This window comes from Streptomyces sp. NPDC025721 (assembly GCF_055558595.1).
On the sequence record NZ_JBVHMF010000005.1, the window covers coordinates 149,141 to 170,687 of the forward strand.

At 72.1% G+C, this 21,547-nt stretch carries 19 protein-coding genes; 9 read left to right on the forward strand and 10 right to left on the reverse strand.

Annotated features, from left to right (window positions below):
- Positions 1-50 precede the first annotated feature (50 nt).
- A complete protein-coding gene (locus tag ACZ4EF_RS10185) occupies positions 51-488 on the reverse strand; it encodes a MarR family winged helix-turn-helix transcriptional regulator (protein ID WP_401719524.1) in 438 nt (145 codons plus the stop codon).
- A gap of 150 nt (positions 489-638) precedes the next feature.
- Here ACZ4EF_RS10185 and ACZ4EF_RS10190 point away from each other — a divergent pair, with 150 nt between their 5' ends.
- The 7 genes from ACZ4EF_RS10190 to ACZ4EF_RS10220 all read left to right on the forward strand — a co-directional run bounded on the left by ACZ4EF_RS10190 (position 639) and on the right by ACZ4EF_RS10220 (position 9,505).
- Complete coding sequence (locus ACZ4EF_RS10190; RefSeq protein ID WP_467503796.1) at positions 639-2,231, forward strand: hypothetical protein; 1,593 nt, start codon at positions 639-641, stop codon at positions 2,229-2,231.
- 177 nt (positions 2,232-2,408) lie between these two features.
- Positions 2,409-3,251: a nitrilase-related carbon-nitrogen hydrolase gene (locus tag ACZ4EF_RS10195; RefSeq protein WP_355339104.1), complete on the forward strand. Its 843-nt coding sequence runs from the start codon at positions 2,409-2,411 to the stop codon at positions 3,249-3,251.
- Positions 3,252-3,254: 3 nt separating this feature from the next.
- Complete coding sequence (locus tag ACZ4EF_RS10200; protein WP_355339107.1) at positions 3,255-4,613, forward strand: aspartate aminotransferase family protein; 1,359 nt, start codon at positions 3,255-3,257, stop codon at positions 4,611-4,613.
- Positions 4,610-6,016: a dihydropyrimidinase gene (hydA, locus tag ACZ4EF_RS10205; protein WP_355339110.1), complete on the forward strand. Its 1,407-nt coding sequence runs from the start codon at positions 4,610-4,612 to the stop codon at positions 6,014-6,016. The genes ACZ4EF_RS10200 and hydA overlap by 4 nt, the downstream gene beginning before the upstream one ends.
- 28 nt (positions 6,017-6,044) lie before the next feature.
- Positions 6,045-7,058, forward strand: a complete 1,014-nt coding sequence (locus ACZ4EF_RS10210) for a TIGR03842 family LLM class F420-dependent oxidoreductase (protein WP_467503798.1) — start codon at positions 6,045-6,047, stop codon at positions 7,056-7,058.
- A 141-nt stretch (positions 7,059-7,199) separates the two neighbouring features.
- Positions 7,200-8,078, forward strand: coding sequence for an inositol monophosphatase family protein (locus tag ACZ4EF_RS10215; RefSeq protein WP_355339114.1), 879 nt, complete (start codon positions 7,200-7,202; stop codon positions 8,076-8,078).
- Between the two features lie 11 nt (positions 8,079-8,089).
- Positions 8,090-9,505, forward strand: coding sequence for a phytoene desaturase family protein (locus ACZ4EF_RS10220; RefSeq protein ID WP_391163766.1), 1,416 nt, complete (start codon positions 8,090-8,092; stop codon positions 9,503-9,505).
- Between the two features lie 334 nt (positions 9,506-9,839).
- Here the strand turns inward: ACZ4EF_RS10220 and ACZ4EF_RS10225 are convergent, their stop codons facing one another.
- Positions 9,840-10,703 carry a nucleotidyltransferase domain-containing protein gene (locus tag ACZ4EF_RS10225; RefSeq protein WP_401856020.1) on the reverse strand — a complete coding sequence of 288 codons (864 nt, stop codon included), beginning with the start codon at positions 10,701-10,703 and terminating at the stop codon, positions 9,840-9,842.
- Between the two features lie 145 nt (positions 10,704-10,848).
- On the opposite strand from ACZ4EF_RS10225, the gene ACZ4EF_RS10230 reads away from it, so the two are divergent.
- Entirely contained in the window at positions 10,849-11,316 is a 468-nt protein-coding gene (locus ACZ4EF_RS10230) for an SCP2 sterol-binding domain-containing protein (RefSeq protein ID WP_355339117.1), read from the forward strand.
- Here the strand turns inward: ACZ4EF_RS10230 and ACZ4EF_RS10235 are convergent.
- A complete protein-coding gene (locus ACZ4EF_RS10235) occupies positions 11,289-12,185 on the reverse strand; it encodes an aminoglycoside phosphotransferase (RefSeq protein ID WP_467503801.1) in 897 nt (298 codons plus the stop codon). The two genes, ACZ4EF_RS10230 and ACZ4EF_RS10235, sit on opposite strands and share 28 nt — an antisense overlap.
- A gap of 173 nt (positions 12,186-12,358) precedes the next feature.
- Positions 12,359-12,862, reverse strand: a complete 504-nt coding sequence (locus ACZ4EF_RS10240; protein WP_355339123.1) for an NUDIX hydrolase — start codon at positions 12,860-12,862, stop codon at positions 12,359-12,361.
- A gap of 133 nt (positions 12,863-12,995) precedes the next feature.
- Between ACZ4EF_RS10240 and ACZ4EF_RS10245 the strand changes: the two genes are divergently transcribed.
- Entirely contained in the window at positions 12,996-14,165 is a 1,170-nt protein-coding gene (locus ACZ4EF_RS10245; protein WP_467503803.1) for a glycerate kinase, read from the forward strand.
- A 150-nt stretch (positions 14,166-14,315) separates the two neighbouring features.
- Here ACZ4EF_RS10245 and pssA read toward each other — a convergent pair whose 3' ends face one another.
- The 6 genes from pssA to ccrA all read right to left on the reverse strand — a co-directional run bounded on the left by pssA (position 14,316) and on the right by ccrA (position 21,148).
- A complete protein-coding gene (gene pssA / locus ACZ4EF_RS10250) occupies positions 14,316-15,200 on the reverse strand; it encodes a CDP-diacylglycerol--serine O-phosphatidyltransferase (RefSeq protein ID WP_391049537.1) in 885 nt (294 codons plus the stop codon).
- On the reverse strand, positions 15,187-15,843 hold the full coding sequence (locus tag ACZ4EF_RS10255) for a phosphatidylserine decarboxylase (protein WP_355339132.1): 657 nt from the start codon (positions 15,841-15,843) through the stop codon (positions 15,187-15,189). Before ACZ4EF_RS10255 ends, pssA begins: the two co-directional genes overlap by 14 nt.
- Positions 15,844-16,036: 193 nt before the next feature.
- Positions 16,037-17,248 carry an acyl-CoA dehydrogenase family protein gene (locus ACZ4EF_RS10260; protein ID WP_355339135.1) on the reverse strand — a complete coding sequence of 404 codons (1,212 nt, stop codon included), beginning with the start codon at positions 17,246-17,248 and terminating at the stop codon, positions 16,037-16,039.
- A gap of 3 nt (positions 17,249-17,251) precedes the next feature.
- Entirely contained in the window at positions 17,252-17,758 is a 507-nt protein-coding gene (locus ACZ4EF_RS10265; RefSeq protein ID WP_355339138.1) for a MaoC family dehydratase, read from the reverse strand.
- A gap of 1 nt (position 17,759) precedes the next feature.
- On the reverse strand, positions 17,760-19,775 hold the full coding sequence (locus ACZ4EF_RS10270; RefSeq protein WP_467503806.1) for a protein meaA: 2,016 nt from the start codon (positions 19,773-19,775) through the stop codon (positions 17,760-17,762).
- On the reverse strand, positions 19,772-21,148 hold the full coding sequence (gene ccrA, locus ACZ4EF_RS10275; protein WP_467503808.1) for a crotonyl-CoA carboxylase/reductase: 1,377 nt from the start codon (positions 21,146-21,148) through the stop codon (positions 19,772-19,774). Before ccrA ends, ACZ4EF_RS10270 begins: the two co-directional genes overlap by 4 nt.
- Positions 21,149-21,547 lie beyond the last annotated feature (399 nt).

A 21,547-nucleotide genomic window follows, 5' to 3' on the forward strand; every position in this document is an offset into this window, starting at 1 on the left:
GGTGAACGGTGTTGCCGTGCTGTTCGGGTCGCGGGGTCGTGGCTGTGCGGTCACGCCTTGACCAGGCGCTGGAGGATGCCGAGCGCCTCGGTCAGCCGCCGCTGGTCCTCGGCGGACAACTGGGTGCCGATCGCCTCGGCGAGCCAGCCGCGCCGGGCCCGGCGGCCGGTGCCGCGCAGCCGGACCCCTGCCTCGGTGAGGGAGAAGACGACCTGACGCCCGTCGGTGGGGTGCGGCGAGCGGGCGACGAGGCCGCGTTCCTCCAGGGCCGCGAGCGTCATCCGCATGGACTGCGGCCGGACGATCTCGGCGCGGGCCAGGGCGGCGGTGGTCGCCGGACCCTCGCTGCCGATCCGCCCCAGCACCGAGACCTGCGAGGGCGTGAGCGCGCCCTGCGCCGAGGCCGACGCGGTGCGCAACCGGCGCTGGAGCTGCGCGATCACCGTGGTCAGCTCGTCGGCGACCCGCGCCTGGTCCTGAGTGGGCATGGTTGCACCGTACGACCTCGACAGGAAAACTTGCAAGTTTGACTGTCGAAATCGTCCGCCGTTGAAAACTCCCCGTAGCAGCGCCGTAACACCGTGGGTGTCGAATGCCCACCGGGCGCGGGGAGCGGGGGCGGCGGATGCGAGGGTGTGATGACAACGGAACTGGCCGGTGCGGCAACGGAGTTCACGTTCTACTTCCGGTCGATGGTGGCGGCGCTCGGGGACCGTCCCGGCTGGTACGGGGTGTTCGCGGGGCGTGAGCCGGAGGCCGCGCACGCCTACGAGGGCGGCGCGGACATACCGCCCTGGGACGTCGTCGGGGCCGTCCTGCACGATCTGGCCGCCGCCGTCCGGGCGCCGCTCGACGAGGCGGAGGTGTCCCGTGCCCGGGTCCTGCACCGCGCCGCCGTCGCGGAGTGGGACGCCGCGCCCGGCGCGGAGAGCGCGCTCCGCCTCCGGCTCGAAGTGACCTCGCGGGCCCGTGACATGGCGCTGCTGCGCGAGCGCGAGGCGGCCCGCGCCCTCGACCAGGCCCCCGCCGACCCGGCGGGAGCCGCCACCGCCCGGCTCGCCAACATCCTCGCCTGGGCCCGCGACGACCGTGAGCGGGCCGCCGCCCGCTGCGACGAACTCCGCGCCCGGCTGGCCGCCTTCGCCGCGCCCCCGGCCGCCGACTGGTTCCGCCAGACGCCCGAGCGGCATCCCGCCGCCCAGCCCGCCGAGCGCCATTCCGCCGCCCAGCTCTCCCCGGCCGCCGAGCGGCATCCCGCCGCCCAGCTCTCCCCGCCCGCCGAGCGGCATCCCGCCGCCCAGCTCTCCCCGCCCGCCGAGCGGCATCCCGCCGCCCAGCCCTCCTCGCCCCCCGAGCGCGACCCCGCCGCGCCCACCGCCCGTACCGCCTCCTGGGCCCGCGACCCCCGCCCCGAGGAAGCCGCGCGACCGCGGCCCGCCAAGGCGACCGGCGCGCGCACCAAGGGCGCCTCCCGCCCGCGCGGCGCACGCTTCGCCGGGGCCTTCGAGGAGGCGGCGGGCGCCGAGGAAACGCCCCTGGAGCGGTCGGTGCCGCGCGGCGCGCGTTTCGCGGGCGCGCCCGCCGCCCCGGCCCCGCAGGCGGAGACCGCCCAGGGACCTGTACGCGCCACCCCGCGCGGCGCGCGCTTCGCCGGCGCTCCGGAGAGCGCGGAACCGCGCCAGGCGCGGCCCACCCTCGACCCGCGCTGGCTGGCCGAGGCGCGGCAGGAGGCCGCGCGCCTCGGCGAGCTGCGCCGTACCGGGCAGAGCGGCGCCGCCTACGTCGTCATCTGCGAGGCGGCGGAAGGCCCGGCGCCCCGACTGCCCTACCTGCTCAGGGAGTTGGAGCGCACCGAACTGGCCGCCGATGTGGCCACCCTGCTCTGGGAGGTCGCCGCGCTGCCCGGCGCCCCGCTGGCCGCCGCCGCCTCTGAACTGGCCGCCGCGGGCCGTACCGGCGACTGCCGCACGCTCCTGCACCAGGCCGCGTCGCGCCCGCCCGCCGACCTGGCCACGATCGCGGGCGACCTGGCCGACGCGGGGCGCCACGAGGAGGCGGGCGAACTCCTGCGGACGCTCGCCCGGGCGCGTCCGCCCGAGGACGCCGCCGCCGTGGTCAGAGCCCGCCCCGGCCTGGCCGTTCCCGTCCTGGACGCCGCGGAAGCCGTCTCCAAGTCCCGCCGCCGCGACATCGTGGCCGCCCTGCGCCGGGCGGGCCTGCCCGGCGGCTGACGCGGGCGCGCGCCGCCGAACGGGTTCCCCGAGGGGGAAACGTGATCGTCTTCGCCCGGTAACGGTAGCGGTCTTGCCACAGTGGGTAGGGCGCTTCTACGTTCTTCCCCACGGCTGGGATCTACGGGCGTAGAACGGGACTACCGGCGTGAAGCTGCCACGTCTGAGGAGCTGCTCATGAGCAATGTCGTGCGTGCCGCGCTCGTCCAGGCCACCTGGACCGGCGATACGGAATCGATGATCGCGAAGCACGAGGAACACGCCCGGGCCGCCGCCGCGCAGGGCGCGAAGGTGATCGGCTTCCAGGAGGTGTTCAACGCCCCCTACTTCTGCCAGGTCCAGGAGGCCGAGCACTACCGGTGGGCGGAGCCCGTCCCCGACGGGCCGACCGTCCAGCGGATGCGGGCGCTGGCCCGCGAGACCGGCATGGTCATCGTCGTGCCGGTCTTCGAGATCGAGCAGCCCGGCGTCTACTACAACACCGCGGCCGTGATCGACGCGGACGGCACCGTCCTCGGCAAGTACCGCAAGCACCACATCCCGCAGGTCAACGGCTTCTGGGAGAAGTACTACTTCAAGCCGGGCAACCTCGGCTGGCCGGTCTTCGAGACCGCCGTCGGCCGGATCGGCGTCTACATCTGCTACGACCGCCACTTCCCCGAGGGCTGGCGCGCCCTGGGCCTCGCGGGCGCCCAGATCGTCTACAACCCGTCGGCCACCAGCCGCGGCCTGTCGGCGTACCTGTGGAAGCTGGAGCAGCCCGCGGCGGCCGTCGCCAACGAGTACTTCATCGCCGCGATCAACCGGGTCGGCCGCGAGGAGTACGGCGACAACGACTTCTACGGCACCAGCTACTTCGTCGACCCGCGCGGCCAGTTCGTGGAGGGCACCGCCTCCGACACCAAGGAGGAACTGCTGGTCCGCGACCTGGACCTGGACCTGATCGACGAGGTCCGGCAGACCTGGGCCTTCTACCGCGACCGCAGGCCCGACGCCTACGGCGACCTGACGGAGGGCTGAGCGATGGCCACCGCGACCGAGAGCGCGCACGCCGCGCTGCACGCCCGCCACCGCGCCGTCCTGCCCGACTGGCTGGCCACGTACTACGCCCGGCCGATCGAGCTGACGCACGGCGAGGGCCGCCACGTCTGGGACGCCGAGGGCAACCGCTACCTGGACTTCTTCGGCGGCATCCTCACCACGATGACCGCGCACGCGCTGCCCGAGGTCACCGCCGCCGTCGCCGAGCAGGCCGGGAAGATCCTGCACTCCTCGACGCTCTACCTCAGCCGCCAGGCCGTGGAGCTGGCCGAGCGGATCGCCCGGCTGTCCGGCATCCCCGACGCCCGGGTCTTCTTCACCACCTCCGGCACCGAGGCCAACGACACGGCCCTGCTGCTGGCCACCGCCTACCGCCGCTCCAACCAGGTGCTGGCGCTGCGCAACAGCTACCACGGCCGCTCCTTCACCTCGATCGGCATCACCGGCAACAGTGCCTGGTCGCCGACCAGCCTGTCCCCGCTCCAGACGCTGTACGTGCACGGCGGGGTGCGCAGCCGCGGGCCGTACGCGCATCTGACGGACGCCGAGTTCACCGCCGCGTGCGTCGCGGACCTGGAGGACATCCTCGGCCAGGCCAACGGCACGGTCGCCGCGCTCATCGCCGAACCCGTCCAGGGCGTCGGCGGCTTCACCTCGGGCCCCGACGGGCTGCTCGCCGCCTTCAAGCGGGTCCTGGACCGGCACGGCATCCTGTGGATCACCGACGAGGTGCAGACCGGCTGGGGCCGTACCGGCGACAACTTCTGGGGCTGGCAGGCGCACAGCGGCTCCGGCGCGCCCGACATCCTCACCTTCGCCAAGGGCATCGGCAACGGCATGTCCATGGGCGGCGTGGTGGCCCGCGCCGACGTGATGAACTGCCTGAACGCCAACTCCATCTCCACCTTCGGCGGCAGCCCGATCACCACCGCGGGAGCGCTGGCGAATCTCACCTACCTCCTCGACCACGACCTCCAGGGCAACGCCCGCCGGGTCGGCGGCCTGCTCAAGGCCCGCCTCACCGCCGTCTCCGCGGGCCTGGGCATCGTCCGCGAGGTGCGCGGACGCGGCCTGATGCTCGGCGTCGAACTGGTCGAGCCGGGCACCGACACCCCGTCCCCCGCGGCGGCCTCCGCCGTCCTCGAAGCGGCCCGCGCGCACGGACTGCTGATCGGCAAGGGCGGCCTCGCGGGGAACGTCCTGCGGATCGCCCCGCCGCTCTCGCTCACCGTCGCCGAGGCCGAGGAAGGCGCCGACCTGCTGGAGGCGGCCCTGAAACAGGCGCAGAGCGAACTCGCGGACCAGGCACCGGGCGAATCCGAAGGAGGGACCGCGCAGTGACCGCGACCCGTACCGTGATCCGCGGCGGCCTCGTCATCACCGCCGCCGACGAGATGCACGCCGACGTCCTGATCGAGGGCGGCAGGATCGCCGCCCTCGCCGCCCACGACAGCGACACCGCGGCGGGCTGGACCGCCGACACCGTCATCGACGCCACCGGGAAATACGTCATCCCCGGCGGCGTCGACGGGCACACCCACATGGAGATGCCGTTCGGCGGCACCACCGCCTCCGACACCTTCGAGACCGGCACCCGCGCCGCCGCCTGGGGCGGCACCACCACCATCGTCGACTTCGCCATCCAGGGCGTCGGCGCGTCGCTCCGCTCGGGGCTCGACGCCTGGCACGCCAAGGCCGACGCGCAGTGCGCGATCGACTACGCCTTCCACATGATCGTCTCCGACGTGAACGAGCACTCGCTCAAGGAGATGGACATCCTGGTCGAGGAGGGCGTGACCAGCTTCAAGATGTTCATGGCCTACCCCGGCGTCTTCTACAGCGACGACGGGCAGATCCTGCGCGCCATGCAGCGCGCCGCGGGCAACGGCGGCCTGACGATGATGCACGCCGAGAACGGCATCGCGATCGACGTCCTCGTCCAGCAGGCCCTCGAAGCGGGGAAGACCGACCCGCGCTACCACGGCGAGGTCAGGCACGCCCTGCTGGAGGCCGAGGCCACCCACCGCGCCATCCAGCTCGCCCGCGTCGCCGGCGCCCCGCTCTACATCGTGCACGTCTCCGCGCAGCAGGCCGTCGCCGAACTCACCGCCGCCCGCGACCTGGGCCTCAACGTCTTCGGCGAGACCTGTCCGCAGTACCTGTTCCTGTCCACCGACAACCTCGCCGAACCCGGCTTCGAGGGCGCCAAGTACGTGTGCAGTACGCCGCTGCGCCCCCGCGAGCACCAGGCCGCGCTCTGGCAGGGCCTGCGCACCAACGACCTCCAGGTGGTCTCCACCGACCACTGCCCGTTCTGCTTCACCGGGCAGAAGGACATGGGCGTCGGCGACTTCTCCAAGATCCCCAACGGCATGCCCGGCGTGGAGAACCGCATGGACCTCCTCCACCAAGGCGTCGTGGACGGGCACATCAGCCGCCGCCGCTGGATCGAGATCGCCTGCGCCACCCCGGCCCGGATGTTCGGCCTCTACCCGCGCAAGGGCACCATCGCGCCGGGCGCCGACGCCGACGTGGTGATCTACGACCCGCACGCCGAGCAGGTCATGTCCGCCGAGACCCACCACATGAACGTCGACTACTCCGCCTACGAGGGCAAGCGGACGACCGGCCGGGTCGAGACCGTGCTGTCCCGCGGGGTGCCCGTGATCGAGGACCGGTCGTACGTGGGCCGGGCCGGTCACGGCCAGTACACGCCGCGCGGCATCTGTCAGTACCTGATCTAGCCCTCAGCCTCACAGAAGGAGCGGCGCCATGGACTTCGGCCTCGTGCTGCAGACCGATCCACCCGCCTCGAACGTCGTCGGCCTGATGCGCCGCGCCGAGCGCAACGGCTTCACGTACGGCTGGACCTTCGACTCCGCCGTGCTGTGGCAGGAGCCGTTCGTCATCCACAGCCGCATCCTCGACCACACCGACCGGCTCAAGGTCGGCACGATGGTCACCAACCCCGGCACCCGCACCTGGGAGGTGACCGCCTCCACCTTCGCCACCCTCAACTCGATGTACGGCAACCGCACGGTCTGCGGCATCGGCCGCGGCGACTCGGCGATGCGGGTCGCCGGGCGCAAGCCCAACACCCTCGCGCGGGTCGGCGAGGCGATGACCGTCATCCGCGACCTCGCCGAGGGCCGCGAGGCCGTGGTCGACGGCACACCGCTGCGGCTGCCGTGGGTCGAGAACGGCGAACTGCCGGTCTGGATGGCGGCGTACGGGCCGAAGGCGCTGGCGCTGACCGGCGAGAAGGCCGACGGCTTCATCCTGCAACTCGCCGACGTCTACCTCACCGAATGGATGGTGAAGGCGGTACGGGACGCGGCCGAGAAGGCGGGCCGCGACCCGGCCTCGGTCACCGTCTGCGTCGCCGCGCCCGCCTACGTCACGGCCGACGACTCGCCCGAAGCCCTCGCGCACGCCCGCGAACAGTGCCGCTGGTTCGGCGGCATGGTCGGCAACCACGTCGCCGACCTCGTCAGCCGTTACGGCGAACACTCCGACCTGGTGCCGGAGGAACTGACCGAGTACATCGCCCAGCGGCACGGCTACGACTACGCGTACCACGGCCGCTCGGGCAACCCCGACACCGCCTTCGTGCCCGACGAGATCGTGGACCGCTTCTGCCTGATCGGCCCGGTCGACCGGCACCTGGACAAGCTGCGGGCCCTGCGGGACCTGGGCGTCGACCAGTTCGCGGTCTACGACATGCACGACGCGAAGGAGGCGACGATCGACGCGTACGGCGAACACATCATCCCGGTGCTGGGCTGAATCGCGCTGCCGGGTCCCGGCGCGCGGCTGACCTGGGGGAGCGGGCCCGCGGCGGCAGCGCCGCGGCTGCCCGCACCCGTAGGACGGCCGTTGTCCACAGGGCGGGAACCGCGCGGCGCCCGGGTCTGATTGGATGGCGGCATGGGCAATGAGGTCGGTGCGGTATCGGGTGACGCGGCGGGCGCGGACGGCGTCGGCGACGGCGTGGACGACGCACTGCTCGCCGCCGTCGAAGACGTGATCAGAGCGGTGGTCGCCGCCGAGGTGGTGCCGCGCTGGCGGCGGCTCGGCGACGACGACATCTCGCGCAAGAGCGGCCCGTACGACCTGGTCACCACCGCCGACCGGCGCGCCGAGGAACGGCTCACCGAAGAGCTGACCGCGCTGCTGCCCGGCTCCGTCGTGGTCGGCGAGGAGGCGGTGAGCGCCGACAGCGGCGTACTGGAACGGCTGGGCGGCGACGACCCGGTGTGGGTGGTCGACCCGGTCGACGGCACCTCCGCCTTCGTCCGCGGCGAGGACGGCTTCGCCACCCTGGTCGCCCTCGTGCGCGACGGCGTACCGCTCGCCTCCTGGACGTACGCCCCGCAGCGCGGCCTGTTCGCCACCGCGCGGCGCGGCCGGGGCGCGCATCTGGACGGCGAGCGGCTGCACACCCGCACCCCCGAGGCGGGCGAGCCGCTGCGGCTGTCCACCTCCAACCCGGTCTACCGCACCGGCTACGAACGCGACGCCCTGACCCGGCTGGACGCCTCGGGCGCGGTCTGCACCCCCTGCACCTGCGCGGGCCTGGCCTACCTGGACGTGGCCCGCGGCGCGATCGACGCTGTCGCCTTCTTCTGGGAAGCGCCCTGGGACCACGCGGCGGGACTGCTGCTCGCCACCGAGGCGGGCGGCGTCAGCCGTACGGCGTCCGGCGCGCCCTTCTCGATCCCCGGCGGCAACGAACTGCCCTTCACCCTCGCCCGCGACGAGGCCACCGCACGGCAGGTCACCGAGCTGATGGCGGCCGGAAGGTGAGCCGCGCGGTCGTGGCCGACGCCGTCGTCGTCGGCGCGGGTCCCAACGGGCTGACGGCGGCGGTGGAGTTGGCCCGCGCCGGGCTCTCCGTGCAGATCTACGAGGCCGCCGACACCGTGGGCGGCGGCGCCCGCACCGAGGAGCTGACGCTGCCGGGCTTCCGGCACGACCCCTGCTCCGCCGTGCACCCCTTCGGCATCGGCTCGCCCGCCTTCGGCGCGCTGCCGCTCGCCGAGCACGGCCTGGAGTGGCTCCAGCCGGAAGTCCCGATGGCGCACCCGTTCCCCGACGGCACCGCCGCCGTTCTCGCCCGCACGGTCGGCGAGACCGCGGCCTCGCTCGGCGCGCGCGACGCGGGCACCTACCGGCGGCTGCTCGCGCCGTACACCGGTCACTGGGACACCCTCGCCGCGGACTTCTTCCGGCCGCAGTGGGCCGGGATACCGCGTGACCCGTATCGCTTCCTCCGGTTCGGCCTGACCGGCACGCCGCCCGCCGCCGTCCTCGCCCAGCGCTTCCGCGACCCCAAGGCGCGGGCGCTGATCGCCGGGCTCGCCGGGCACGCGATTACCCGGCTCACGCAGCCGTTCACCGGGGCGATGGCGATGATGTTCGCGCTCGCCGCGCACGAGAACGGCTGGCCGGTCGCCCGCGGCGGCTCCCAGGCCATCTCCGACGCGCTGGCCGGGCACCTCACCGAACTGGGCGGCGTCATCCGCACCGGCGTCACCGTCCGCAAGCTCGACGAGCTGCCGCCCGCCCGCGCCTATGTCTTCGACACCTCGCCGACCGCGCTCGCCCGGATCGCCGGACTCGGCGACGCGTACCGCGGCTACCGCTACGGCGCCTCCGTCTTCAAGATCGACTACGCGCTGGACGGCCCGGTGCCGTGGACGTCCCCCGACGCGCGGCGCGCGGGCACCGTGCACATCGGGCCCAGCTACACCGAGATCGGCGACGCCCTCAACCGGGCCGTGACTGGCCGCCCGCCGCAGACGCCCTTCCTCATCACCGCCCAGCCGTCCGTGATCGACCCCTCCCGCGCCCCCGAGGGCAAGCACGTCTTCTGGGCCTACGGGCACGTCCCCCACAACTGGCACGGGGACGCCACCGATGCCGTCGAGCGCCAGATCGAGCGCTTCGCGCCGGGTTTCCGTGACCTCGTCCTCGCCCGCGCCGTCACCGGGCCCGCCGGTCTCGCCGCCCGGAACGCCAACTATGTCGGCGGTGACATCGCCTGCGGCGCCTACTCCGGACTCCAGTCCGTCATCCGGCCCCGCCTCGCCGCCAATCCCTACACCACCATCCGCCCCAACCTCTTCCTCTGCTCCTCGGCCACCCCGCCCGGCCCCGGCGTCCACGGCATGCCCGGCCACCACGCCGCCCGCGCCGTCCTCCACCACCTCCGCCGCGCCGCCCGCCGCTAACCCCGCGTCTTTAGGGGCGCGGCGCCGGGGCGGTTTCTCAACCAGGGCGGCACCCCGATCTTTTCAGGGGCGCGGCGCCCGGGCGGTCACTCTGCTGTGGGCGGCACCCCGATCTTTTCAGGGGCGCGGGGAACTGCGCGCCCAGCCACCGCCGGGCTTTCAGCCCGAAAAACACACAGCAACTGCCCCGCTGGGGCCGGTATTTACAGCTCGCCACCGTTGGTGGCTGGGCGCGCAGTTCCCCGCGCCCCTAAGAACAGGCCCTGCGCCAGCCCGGCGCGCATTCCCGCGCTGCTCAAAGCAGGCCCTGCGCCAGCCCGGCGCGCAGTCCGGGTCAGGGGAGGGGGAGGCCGCGGCGGGCCTCGCGGACCAGGCGGGCCGCCGAGGCCACGGTGGCGGAAAGCTCCTCGGCCGAGAGCCCACTGCGACCGAGAAGAACGCCGACCTCGTCGGCGAACCCCGCGGGAGCCCCCGGAAGCACCGCAGCCGCGGGGAAGGCCCCCTTCTCATTCAGGCACCACACCCGGTTCCAGGCGTGCAACGCCTGCGCGAGGACACCGAAGGCCCGCGACAGGCAGAGGGACACGTGCACGTGATCCCCCTTGACGGCCGACTTCGCGGCAGCGGCCACCGTGAACTCCGCCTCCCACGCGGCCTCGACCAGCGCCCGCCGCAACGCCTCGGGGTACACCCGCGTCTCGGCCCGGAGCGCCGCCAACTCCCCGTCGGTGTCGGCGAGTACGTGCCCGAGGGCGACCTCGCCCGGATAGCAGGGCGACCAGAAACCGAGCGGGTGCCCCGGCTGGATACCGACCTCGTAGCGGCCCTCGCGGCAGTCCTGCCACACCCGCCGGACGCGGTCGACGTCCCGCAGGATCCAGTCGACGGCGACCCCGTCCACGCGCAGCCACGCCCCGGCGTTGACCCACGGCCCCCACCCGCCCGGCGCGGCCACCTCCACCGGTTCCCCGGTGAACTCCCGTGCGAGCGCGGCCAACGCGGCCACATCCGGCTCGCCCCGGTAGTACACGCCGAGGTCCCAGTCCGAGTCCGCGCGGTGCGTCCCGCGCGCACGGCTGCCCCCGAGCAGCACCCCGACCACCCCGGGCACCTCCCGAAGGGCTTGGGCCATGGCGACCACGGGAACGTCCGGCGCGGCGGCGAGGACTTCGGGCAACGGCGGCTGATCAGCATGCATGCCGTGACGGTACGGGAGGGCGGGGCGGCCCCGCGCGCCTATTTCCGCTGCCCGTGCGGTGCCCGAGGCGACGCCTTGCCACGGTGCCGCGCCGTACCTATCCTTACTCACCAGTAAACTTACTCTGGAGTCAGGAAGGCCCGACATGGCGGCGCTCGACGACATCGACCTCGAACTCCTCGACTTCGGCACGGTCGAGCCGAAGGAATTCGCGCGGATCGTACGGGATCTTCCGGCCCGCCGGATCGCGGAGTTCATGAACGGAGCGCAGCGCCGACGGGTCCTGGACGAGGTCTTCCACCGGATGGGCACCCTCTTCAAGCCGGAGTCGGCGGGCCGCCGCGACGCCCTGATCCGCTGGCGGATCACGGCGGGGGACGAGGCACCGGACGTCTACGAGACGCACATCGCGAACGGCGCCTGCGCGGTCACGGCCGAGGACACCGGACGTACGCCGCAGCTCACCCTCACGATGGCCGCGCCGGAATTCCTCAAACTGGTCTCGGGCAACGCCTCGGGCCCGGCGCTGTTCTTCACCCGGAAGCTGAAGGTGCAGGGGGACATCCGGCTGGCCGGCGGCCTGACCTACTTCTTCGACATCCCCAAGCCCTGACCGCCCGCGGCCACATACGCCCGTACGGCCGCGACCGCCGCCCGCTCGTACGGTCGCGGCTGCGCGTCCGGGCCGAGCACGGCGCCGGTGACCAGCCGGAACAGCAGGGCGCGGACGAGGAGTTGGGCCCACGCGTCGGGGTCGGGGACACAGCCGTCCCCGGCGGGGCCGAGCGCGAGGACCGCGGGCCCCGCCCCGTACCAGAGCAGCGCGTCGACCACCACGACGGCCGCCGCCCAGTCGGCGGGGTACCAGTACGGCGGCCAGTCGATGACCGCGGGCGGCAGGCCGTCCGCGAAGAGCACATTGCCCAGCAGGTCGCCGTGCACGACCTGCGGCGCCGGTGCGCCGGACGGCTCGAACGGGCGGCGTTCTGCGGCCAGTTGGGCGATGAGCGCGGCCACCTCGGCGTCACCGTCGCCCCCGTCGTCCAGCGGCGACTCCTCCCAGGCGACCCGGGCCGCGTACGACCACGGGCCCTCGCGCGTGTCGAGGAAGCCGGGGCGCGGTACGTCCGCGAGCGCAGCGTGGAAGGCGGCGGCCGTCCGCAGCACATCGGCGGGCCGCCCCGGGTCGGACCGGCCGGCCACGTACTGCCACGCCTCCCAACCCTCCGCCGTCCAGCCGCCGTTCGCCGCCCGGACCGGCCGCGCGATCCGGAAGTGCGGGGACGCGGGCAGCGCGGTCAGCACCTCGGCCCGCCACGCGGTCTCGGCCGCGAGCCCGGTCGGCTTGAGCACCACCTCGCCGTCCCGCCAGGTCTGCCCCTGCCCGCCCGGCAGCGGCACCGGCCGCCCCGGCGCACCGAAGGCCGCGAGCACGGCGGCAGACGGCGGGACCGACCCGGCTGGCCGTGTGGATTCGATCATGAGGCAGGATCCTAGGTCCGGGGTCGCGGACCCGGCGACGGATATACCGCGCGGCGGCACGAGCCGGACGGTTCGACGGCACATGCGCCGCAGGCGAACTCGCCTCGCCGCCCCGGACCCCGACCTCGGCCATGTCCCCAACAGGCCCCGCTGCCCAGCCAGTTGACGTGACGTCAGTTGACGCCCGCGCGGCGGCCGTTCTCCAGCTCCACAGGACCGGCGCCCGCGGCGAGCGCGGCCAGGGCCGCGTGGACACGGCGGGCGGCGCCCGGCGAGAAGTAGGAGTCGATCTCGTCGGCCGGGACCAGCTTCCAGGAGTCCAGTTCCTCCTCCTGGAGCCGTACCGCCGCCAGCCGCGTCTCGTCCAGCACGCCGCCGTCGTAGAGGTAGCTGGCCAGCGGCGGCCTGCCGGGCCCCGTCACCCAGTCGACGGCGAGCAGCGGGCCCGGCTCGATGTCCAGACCGATCTCCTCCGCGCTCTCCCGGCGGGCCGCCTGCCGCGGCGTCTCGTTCAGATCGGACTCGATGGTGCCGCCCGGCAGCGTCCAGGTCCCGTCGTCGCGGTAGTTCGGCTCGACGATGAGGATCCGGCCGTCGGCGGACCTGAAGAGGGTGTTCGCTCCCGAAATGATCTTCGGCAGCCCTGCGATGTACGTGGCGAAGTCGGTCGTCGTCATGCCGCCAAACCTACGACCACGGGCCGCGCGGCGGACTCGCGAACCGGTGATCACGCGGTGACACAGCGCGGTGCCCATGGGCAGGCGGGCCCGGCCGGGATAGGGTCCCACCGGCGCGATGTTCCGTTTTCGGATGGGGAGTACGACAGTGTCCGACGCTGCAACAAGATCCACGGGACGTGTGCTGATCGCCGCGGACAAGTTCAAGGGCTCGCTGACCGCGGTGCAGGTGGCCGCGCATGTCGAGGCGGGGCTGCGCAAGGGCGCGCCCGGTGTGACCGTCACCTCCGTACCGGTCGCCGACGGCGGTGACGGCACCGTCGAGGCCGCCGTCACCGGCGGTTTCGAACGGCGCACGGTACGCGTCATCGGACCGCTGGGCGAGCCGGTCGACGCCTCGTACGCGCTGCGTGACCGTACCGCCGTGGTCGAGATGGCCGAGGCGTCCGGCCTCCGGCACCTGCCGTCCGGCGTCTTCGCGCCGCTCACGGCGACCACGTACGGCACCGGCGAGCTGCTGAAGGCCGCGCTCGACGCGGGCGCCCGCACCATCGTGCTCGGCGTCGGCGGCAGCGCCACCAACGACGGCGGCGCGGGCATGCTCAGCGCGCTCGGCGCCCGGCTGCTGGACCGCGACGGCGCGCCCGTCGCGCCCGGCGGCGGCCCGCTGGCCGCGCTCGCCACCGCCGACCTGTCCGGGCTCGACCCGCGGCTGGTCGACACCGAGATCGTCCTCGCCAGCGACGTCGACAACCCGCTGCTCGGGCCCAAGGGCGCCGCCGCCGTCTACGGGCCGCAGAAGGGCGCCTCCGAGGCCGACGTCGCCACGCTCGACGCCGCCCTCGGGCACTACGTCGACGTCCTCGCCCTCGCCGAGGGTCCGACCGCCGCCGCGGCGGCCGACGCCCCCGGCGCGGGCGCCGCGGGCGGCATCGGCTACGGGGCCCTCGTCGGCCTCGGCGCCACCTTCCGGGCCGGTATCGAGGTCATGCTCGACGTCCTCGGCTTCGCGGCCGCCCTCGACGGCGTCGACCTCGTCATCACCGGCGAGGGCTCCCTCGACGAGCAGACCCTGCACGGCAAGGCGCCGGTCGGCGTCGCCCAGGCCGCCCGCGCCCGTGGCATCGACGTCGTCGCCGTCTGCGGCCGTCTCGCGCTCAGCCCCAGCGCCCTCGGCTCCGCCGGGATCCGCCGCGCCTACCCGCTCTCGTCCCTGGAACCGGACCCGGCCGTCTCCATCCCCAACGCCGGCCCGCTCCTGGAACAGCTCTCCGCCGAGCTGGCCCGCGACTTCCTGACCTAGCCAGCCCCAGCGCCAGCCCCCTAGCCCCAGCGCCAGCCCCCCCAGCCCCAGCGCCAGGCGCAGGCGTGCGGAAACGACTGCGGCCCCTCCGCCGAGAGCGGAGGGGCCGCGGGCCGTAGCGGCGCACCGGGGGCTCACCCCGGAGACATGTCAGCGCAGAGCGTCCGCCCTGGCCTCACGGCGATTGGCCCGCATCGTATTGACGCGGCGCGTGGTCGCGAAGCAGGGGATGACCGCCGCGGCCACGCACTGGAGGGCGGCGCCCGTCTGGAGGAGCAGGTGGCCGCCGGGGACGTCGAGGGTCCAGGCGGTCAGGCAGCCCATGCTGATGAGGATCCAGCCGAGGGTGATGACGGCGAGGCGTCCGCGCGGCTTGGGGTACTCCACGCGGCTCACCATGAGCCAGGCGACGCCGACGATGGCGACGACGGTGGGGATGAAGGGCAGTTCCAGCAGGACGACGGAGACGACCGTCATCGCCCCGAAGGGGCTGGGCATGCCCTGGAAGACACCGTCCCTGATCGTGGTGCAGGAGAAGCGGGCGAGCCGCAGCACCACGGCCAGGACGACCATCACCGCGGCGGCGGCCGACACCTTGCCGTGGGCGTCGTCGGCGACCAGACCCCAGACGACGACGAAGTAGGCGGGCGCGAGGCCGAAGCTGATCAGGTCGGAGAGATTGTCCAGCTCGGCGCCCATCGCGGAGCTGCGCAGCTTGCGCGCGACCAGCCCGTCGAAGAGGTCGAAGACGGACGCGAGCAGCATGAGCGTCACCGCGGTGGCGGCGCTGTGCTTGGACATGCCGCCGACGGTGGTGCCCATCAGGTGCGGGACCAGGACTCCGGTGGTCGTGAAGTACACGGCCATGAAGCCACAGATCGCGTTACCGAGAGTGAGCGCGTCGGCGATGGACAGCCGGGTGGACAGCGGAAGGTCGGCTACCTCGTCCTCCAGCTCGGTGACCCAGTGCGACTGCGCCTGCACCGGAGTGTGAGTGTGGGCCTTTGCCTGCGTGTCGGGTTCAACCACGGTCAAGGCGAGTCACCCCAGCCGTGGTGGTCTGCCCGACCTCGACGTCGGGCTCGATGCCCTCCGGCAGGTACACGTCGACCCGCGAGCCGAACCGGATCAGGCCGATCCGCTCGCCCTGTTCCACCTTGCAGCCGCGCGGCACGTACGGAACGATCCTGCGCGCCACCGCGCCGGCGATCTGCACCATCTCCACATCGCCGATCTCGGTGTCGAAGTGCCAGACCACCCGCTCGTTGTTCTCGCTCTCCTTGTTGAACGCCGGTACGTATCCGCCGGGGATGTGCTCGACGGAGGTGACCGTGCCCGCGAGGGGCGCGCGGTTCACGTGGACGTTCAGCGGGCTCATGAAGATCGCGACGCGGGTACGCCCGTCCTTCCACGGCATGATGCTCTGCACCACACCGTCCGCGGGACAGATCACACGGCCCTCGGCGATCTCGCGCTCGGGGTCGCGGAAGAACCACAGCATGCCCGCGGCGAGCGCGGTGGCGGGGACGGCCACCGTCGCCCAGCGGCCTGAGCGGCGCGCGCGGACAAGGCTTACCGCCGCGGTGGCGACGGTCGGGAGGAGCCACGGCGACGCTCCGCGCGCGAGTCGTACGCCGACAAGGCCGTCGCGTGGTGCAGAGGAATGGCTGTGGGGCATGGAAGACCTTCGTAGCGGAGGGTGCCGCGAATTACTTCTGGGGACGGCGGCTTTAACCCGATGGTATCGGTTGACACGGGCAACTCGGCAAGCTCAAGGGCGAGTCGATGGCTGGTTCCCGTGCCGCGACGGCTCACGCAGTGTGACCTTCCCCTCGGGTAAATGTCAATAAATACGGACATTCTTCCTTCGGTTATCCCTGGAGACGATACTCCTCCAGCAGTCGCCGCCCGATGATCATTTTCTGGATCTCGGCGGTCCCCTCGCCGATCAGCAGCATCGGCGCCTCCCGGTACAGCCGCTCGATCTCGTACTCCTTGGAGAAGCCGTAGCCGCCGTGGATGCGGAACGCGTCCTCCACCACTTCCTTGCAGAACTCCGCGGCCAGGTACTTCGCCATCCCGGCCTCCAGGTCGTTGCGCTCGCCCGAATCCTTCTTACGTGCGGCGTTGACCATCATCCGGTGCGCGGCCTCCACCTTGGTGGCCATCTCGGCGAGCTTGAACTGGATCGCCTGGTGCTGTGCGATGGGTTTGCCGAACGTGTGCCGTTGCTGTGCGTAGGCGATGCCCAGTTCGAACGCCCGCTGTGCCACACCGCAGCCGCGCGCGGCCACATTGACCCGGCCGACCTCGACGCCGTCCATCATCTGGTAAAAACCCCGGCCGCTCTGTCCGCCGAGCACCCGGTCGGCCGGAACCCTCACGTCCTGGAGGATCAGTTCCGTGGTGTCGACGCCCTTGTAGCCCATCTTGTCGATCTTCCCTGGCACGGTGAGGCCGGGGACCGAGGCGTTGGCGCCGAAGCCGGGCTCCTTCTCGATCAGGAAGGTCGTCATCGACTTGTGCGGCGGCGCGTCCTCCGCCTGCCCCTCGTCGGTCCTGCACAGCACCGCGACCAGATGGGAAGAACCGCCGTTGGTCAGCCACATCTTCTGGCCGTTGACGACGTACGCGTCCCCGTCGCGTACGCCCTTGGTGCGGATCGCCGACACGTCGGAGCCCAGTTCCGGCTCCGACATCGAGAACGCGCCGCGCACGTCGCCCGCCGCCATACGCGGCAGGAAATGGTCCTTCTGCTCCTGTGTGCCGTGCTGCTTGATCATGTAGGCGACGATGAAATGGGTGTTGATGATGCCGGACACGCTCATCCAGCCGCGCGCGATCTCCTCGACCGTCAGCGCGTACGTCAGCAGCGACTCGCCGAGGCCGCCGTACTCCTCGGGAATCATCAGGCCGAAGATGCCCAGTTCCTTGAGCCCTTCGACGATGTCCGTCGGATATTCGTCGCGGTGCTCCAACTCCGTGGCGACCGGCAGGATCTCCTTGTCCACGAAGGAGCGGACGGTGGAGAGGATCTCCTTCTGGACGTCGGTCAGCCCGTCGGTCTGCGCGAGGCGGCTCATGACTCAGCTCTCTCCCAGCTCGGGACGGCCGGGCTGTTCCCCGCCGCGCTCCTTGATGTACGTGGCGGTCGGCACCAGCACCTTGCGGCGGAAGACGCAGACCAGGGTGCCGTCCTGCTTGTAGCCCCGGGTCTCCACCTCGACGATGCCGCGGTCGTTCTTCGACTTCGACGGGCGCTTGTCGAGCACCGTCGTCTCGCCGTAGACCGTGTCGCCGTGGAAGGTCGGCGCCACGTGCTTCAGCGACTCGATCTCCAGATTGGCGATGGCCTTGCCCGAGACATCGGGCACCGACATCCCGAGCAGGAGCGAGTAGATGTAGTTGCCGACGACGACATTGCGGCCGAAGTCGGTTGTCTTCTCCGCGTAGTTGGCGTCCATGTGCAGCGGATGGTGATTCATCGTGAGGAGGCAGAAGAGGTGGTCGTCGTACTCGGTGACGGTCTTTCCCGGCCAGTGCTTGTAGATCGCACCGACCTCGAACTCCTCGTAAGTGCGGCCGAACTGCACGTCATACCTCCAGCTTTTCCAGCTTGTTCGCGAGCCGGATCTCGTCCACGATCCGGCCGATGATCCCGGTGATTCCGAAGTCCTTCGGGGTGAAGACGGCCGCCACTCCGGCCTCGATCAGCGCCTTGGCGTCCGCCGAGGGGATGATCCCGCCGACGACCACCGGGATGTCGTCCACCCCGGCCCCGCGCAGCCGCTCCAGCACGTCCGGCACCAGAGCGGCGTGCGAACCGGACAGGATCGACAGACCCACGCAGTGCACGTCCTCGGCCACCGCCGCCGACACGATCTGCTCGGGTGTCAGCCTGATCCCCTGGTAGACCACCTCGAAACCGGCGTCGCGGGCGCGTACGGCGATCTGCTCGGCGCCGTTGGAGTGCCCGTCGAGACCCGGCTTGCCGACCAGCAGCCGCAGCCGTCCGCCGCCCAACTCCTTGGCCGTCTCGGCGACTTTGCGCCGTACCTCGGCCATCGGACTGCCCTCCTCGGCGGCCACCGCGACCGGCGCGCCGCTGACCCCGGTCGGCGCCCGGAACTCACCGAACACATCGCGCAGCGCCCACGACCACTCGCCGGTCGTCACCCCCGCCCGCGCGCAGTCCAGCGTCGCGGGCATCAGATTGTCGGTGCCCGCCGCCGCCGAGCGCAGCGCGGTCAGCGCCTCCTGCGCGCGCGCCTCGTCACGCGCCACCCGCCAGTCGTGCAGCGCGGCCACCACCCGCGCCTCGTTGGCCGGGTCGACGGTCATGATGGCCGTGCCGAGGTCGGCGGTCAGCGGACTGGTCTCGGTGGACTCGTAGACGTTGACGCCGACGATCTTCTCCTCGCCGGACTCGATCCGGGCCCGGCGCTCGGCGTGCGAGGACACCAACTCCGACTTCAGATAGCCCGATTCGACCGCCGCCATGGCGCCGCCCAGCTCCTGGATGTGCTCGATCTCGGCGGTGGCGAGCGCCACCAGCTCCTCGACCTTCGCCTCGATCACATGGCTGCCGTCGAAGATGTCCTCGTACTCCAGCAGGTCGCTCTCGTGCGCCAGCACCTGCTGGATGCGCAGGCTCCACTGCTGGTCCCAGGGCCGGGGCAGCCCCAACGCCTCGTTCCACGCCGGGAGTTGCACCGCGCGGGCGCGGGCGTCCTTGGACAGCGTGACGGCCAGCATCTCCAGCACGATCCGCTGGACGTTGTTCTCCGGCTGCGCCTCGGTCAGGCCGAGCGAGTTGACCTGCACGCCGTAGCGGAAGCGGCGCTGTTTGGCGTTCTCGATGCCGTACCGCTCGCGGGTGACGGTGTCCCAGATCCGGCCGAAGGCGCGCATCTTGCACATCTCCTCGACGAAGCGCACGCCCGCGTTCACGAAGAAGGAGATCCGCGCGACGACATCGCCCCTGCGCTCCTCCGGGACCTGCCCCGAGGCGAAGACCGCGTCCAGGACGGCGATCGCCGTGGACATCGCGTAGGCGATCTCCTGGACCGGCGTGGCCCCGGCCTCCTGGAGGTGGTAGCTGCAGATGTTGATCGGGTTCCACTTGGGGAGGTGGTTGACCGTGTACGTGATCATGTCGGTGGTCAGCCGCAGCGAAGGGACCGGCGGGAAGACATGCGTCCCCCGTGACAGGTACTCCTTGACGATGTCGTTCTGCGTCGTGCCCTGGAGCGCGGTGAGGCCCTCCTCGCCGAGTCCTTGCTCCTCGGCGACCACCTGGTAGAGCGCCAGCAGCCACATGGCGGTGGCGTTGATGGTCATCGAGGTGTTCATCCGCTCCAGCGGGATGTCCTGGAACAGCCGCCGCATGTCGCCGAGATGGGCGATCGGCACGCCGACCCGGCCGACCTCGCCGCGGGCCAGCACGTGGTCCGAGTCGTAGCCGGTCTGGGTCGGCAGGTCGAAGGCGACGGACAGGCCCGTCTGGCCCTTCTCCAGATTGCGCCGGTACAGCTCGTTGGACGCCTCCGCGGTCGAGTGCCCCGCGTAGGTCCGCATCAGCCAGGGCCGGTCCTTCTGACGCCCTGTCATCGGGCGTCCCCGGCAAAGGAGTCGGGGACACCGGACGTCGCGTCGCGGAACAGGTTGATCGAGGGCAGGTGCTTCGCGCGCAGCTCCGGGTCGGTGACGCCCATGCCCTCCTCGGGGGCCAGCGCGAGGACGCCGACCTTGCCCTGGTGGAGATTGCGGTGCACGTCGTACGCCGCCTGCCCGGTCTCGGCCAGCGTGTACGTCCGCGACAGCGTCGGGTGGATCTTCCCCTTGGCGATCAGCCGGTTGGCCTCCCACGCCTCGCGGTAGTTGGCGAAGTGCGAGCCGACGATCCGCTTCAGGCTCATCCACAGGTAGCGGTTGTCGTACTCGTGGGTGTAGCCGCTGGTGGACGCGCAGGTGACGATCGTGCCGCCCTTGCGGGTGACGTAGACCGAGGCGCCGAAGGTCTCGCGGCCGGGGTGCTCGAAGACGATGTCGACGTCCTCGCCGCCGGTCAGTTCGCGGATCCGGGCGCCGAACCGCTTCCACTCGCGCGGGTCCTGGTGGTGCTCGTCCTTCCAGAACCGGTAGCCCTCGGCGCTGCGGTCGATGATCGCCTCCGCGCCCATCGCCCGGCAGATGTCCGCCTTCTGCGGGCTGGAGACGACACAGATCGGGGTGGCGCCGCCCGCCAGCGCGAACTGCGTGGCGTACGAGCCGAGTCCGCCGCTCGCACCCCAGATCAGCACGTTGTCGCCCTGCTTCATGCCCGCGCCGTTGCGCGAGACGAGCTGGCGGTAGGCCGTGGAGTTGACCAGTCCGGGCGCCGCGGCCTCCTCCCACGTGAGGTGCTCCGGCTTGGGCATGAGCTGGTTGGACTTGACCAGCGCGATCTCGGCGAGGCCGCCGAAGTTGGTCTCGAAGCCCCAGATCCGCTGCTCGGGGTCGAGCATCGTGTCGTTGTGCCCGTCGGCGGACTCCAGCTCCACGCTCAGGCAGTGCGCGACGACCCGGTCGCCGGGCTTCCAGGCGTTGACCCCGGCGCCGGTGCGCAGCACGACGCCCGCCAGGTCGGAGCCGATGACGTGGTACGGCAGGTCGTGCCGCTTGGCGAGCGGCGACATCCTGCCGTAGCGCTCGAGGAAGGAGAAGGTCGAGACCGGCTCGAAGATCGAGGTCCAGACCGAGTTGTAGTTGACCGAGCTGGCCATCACCGCCACCAGGGCCTCGCCGGGCCCGAGTTCGGGCAGCGGGACCTGGTCGAGGTGGAGCGAGGTGCGGGGGTCCTTCTCGCGGGTGGTGAGTCCGGCGAACATCTCGGCCTCGTCCTTGCGGACGGTGACGGCGCGGTAGGACTCCGGCAGCGGGAGGGCCGCGAAGTCGGCGGCCGAACTGTCAGGCGCGAGGATCGCGTCCAGGATTTCCTTCATGGTGTCTGACCTCCGGCGAAGCGTGCTGCTGCTGCGTTGACGCTGGGGGAACGCAGGGGCGGATGGCTGGGGGTGCCGTCGTCGGTCCGGCGGGTACGGCGGTGGAACTGACCATGTGCGCGGTGGCGCGGGGATACCTGTGACGCAGGCGGGTCCGGGCCTTGGGGACAGTCGGCGTACGCGGGATATCCGTACGCCGGCCGCCCGGACTACCGTCACGGTATGGCACGCAGTGCCAGTCGTAAAGACACTGCGTGCCAAAAATTTGTCTCACGTGTCACCGGGACGCCACAAACGAGCGGCAGCGGGGGGGGGGGGGGGGGGGGGGGGGGGGGGGGGGGGGGGGGTGGGGGGGGGGGGGGGGGGGGGGGGGGGGGGGGGGGGGGGGAGGGGGGAGGG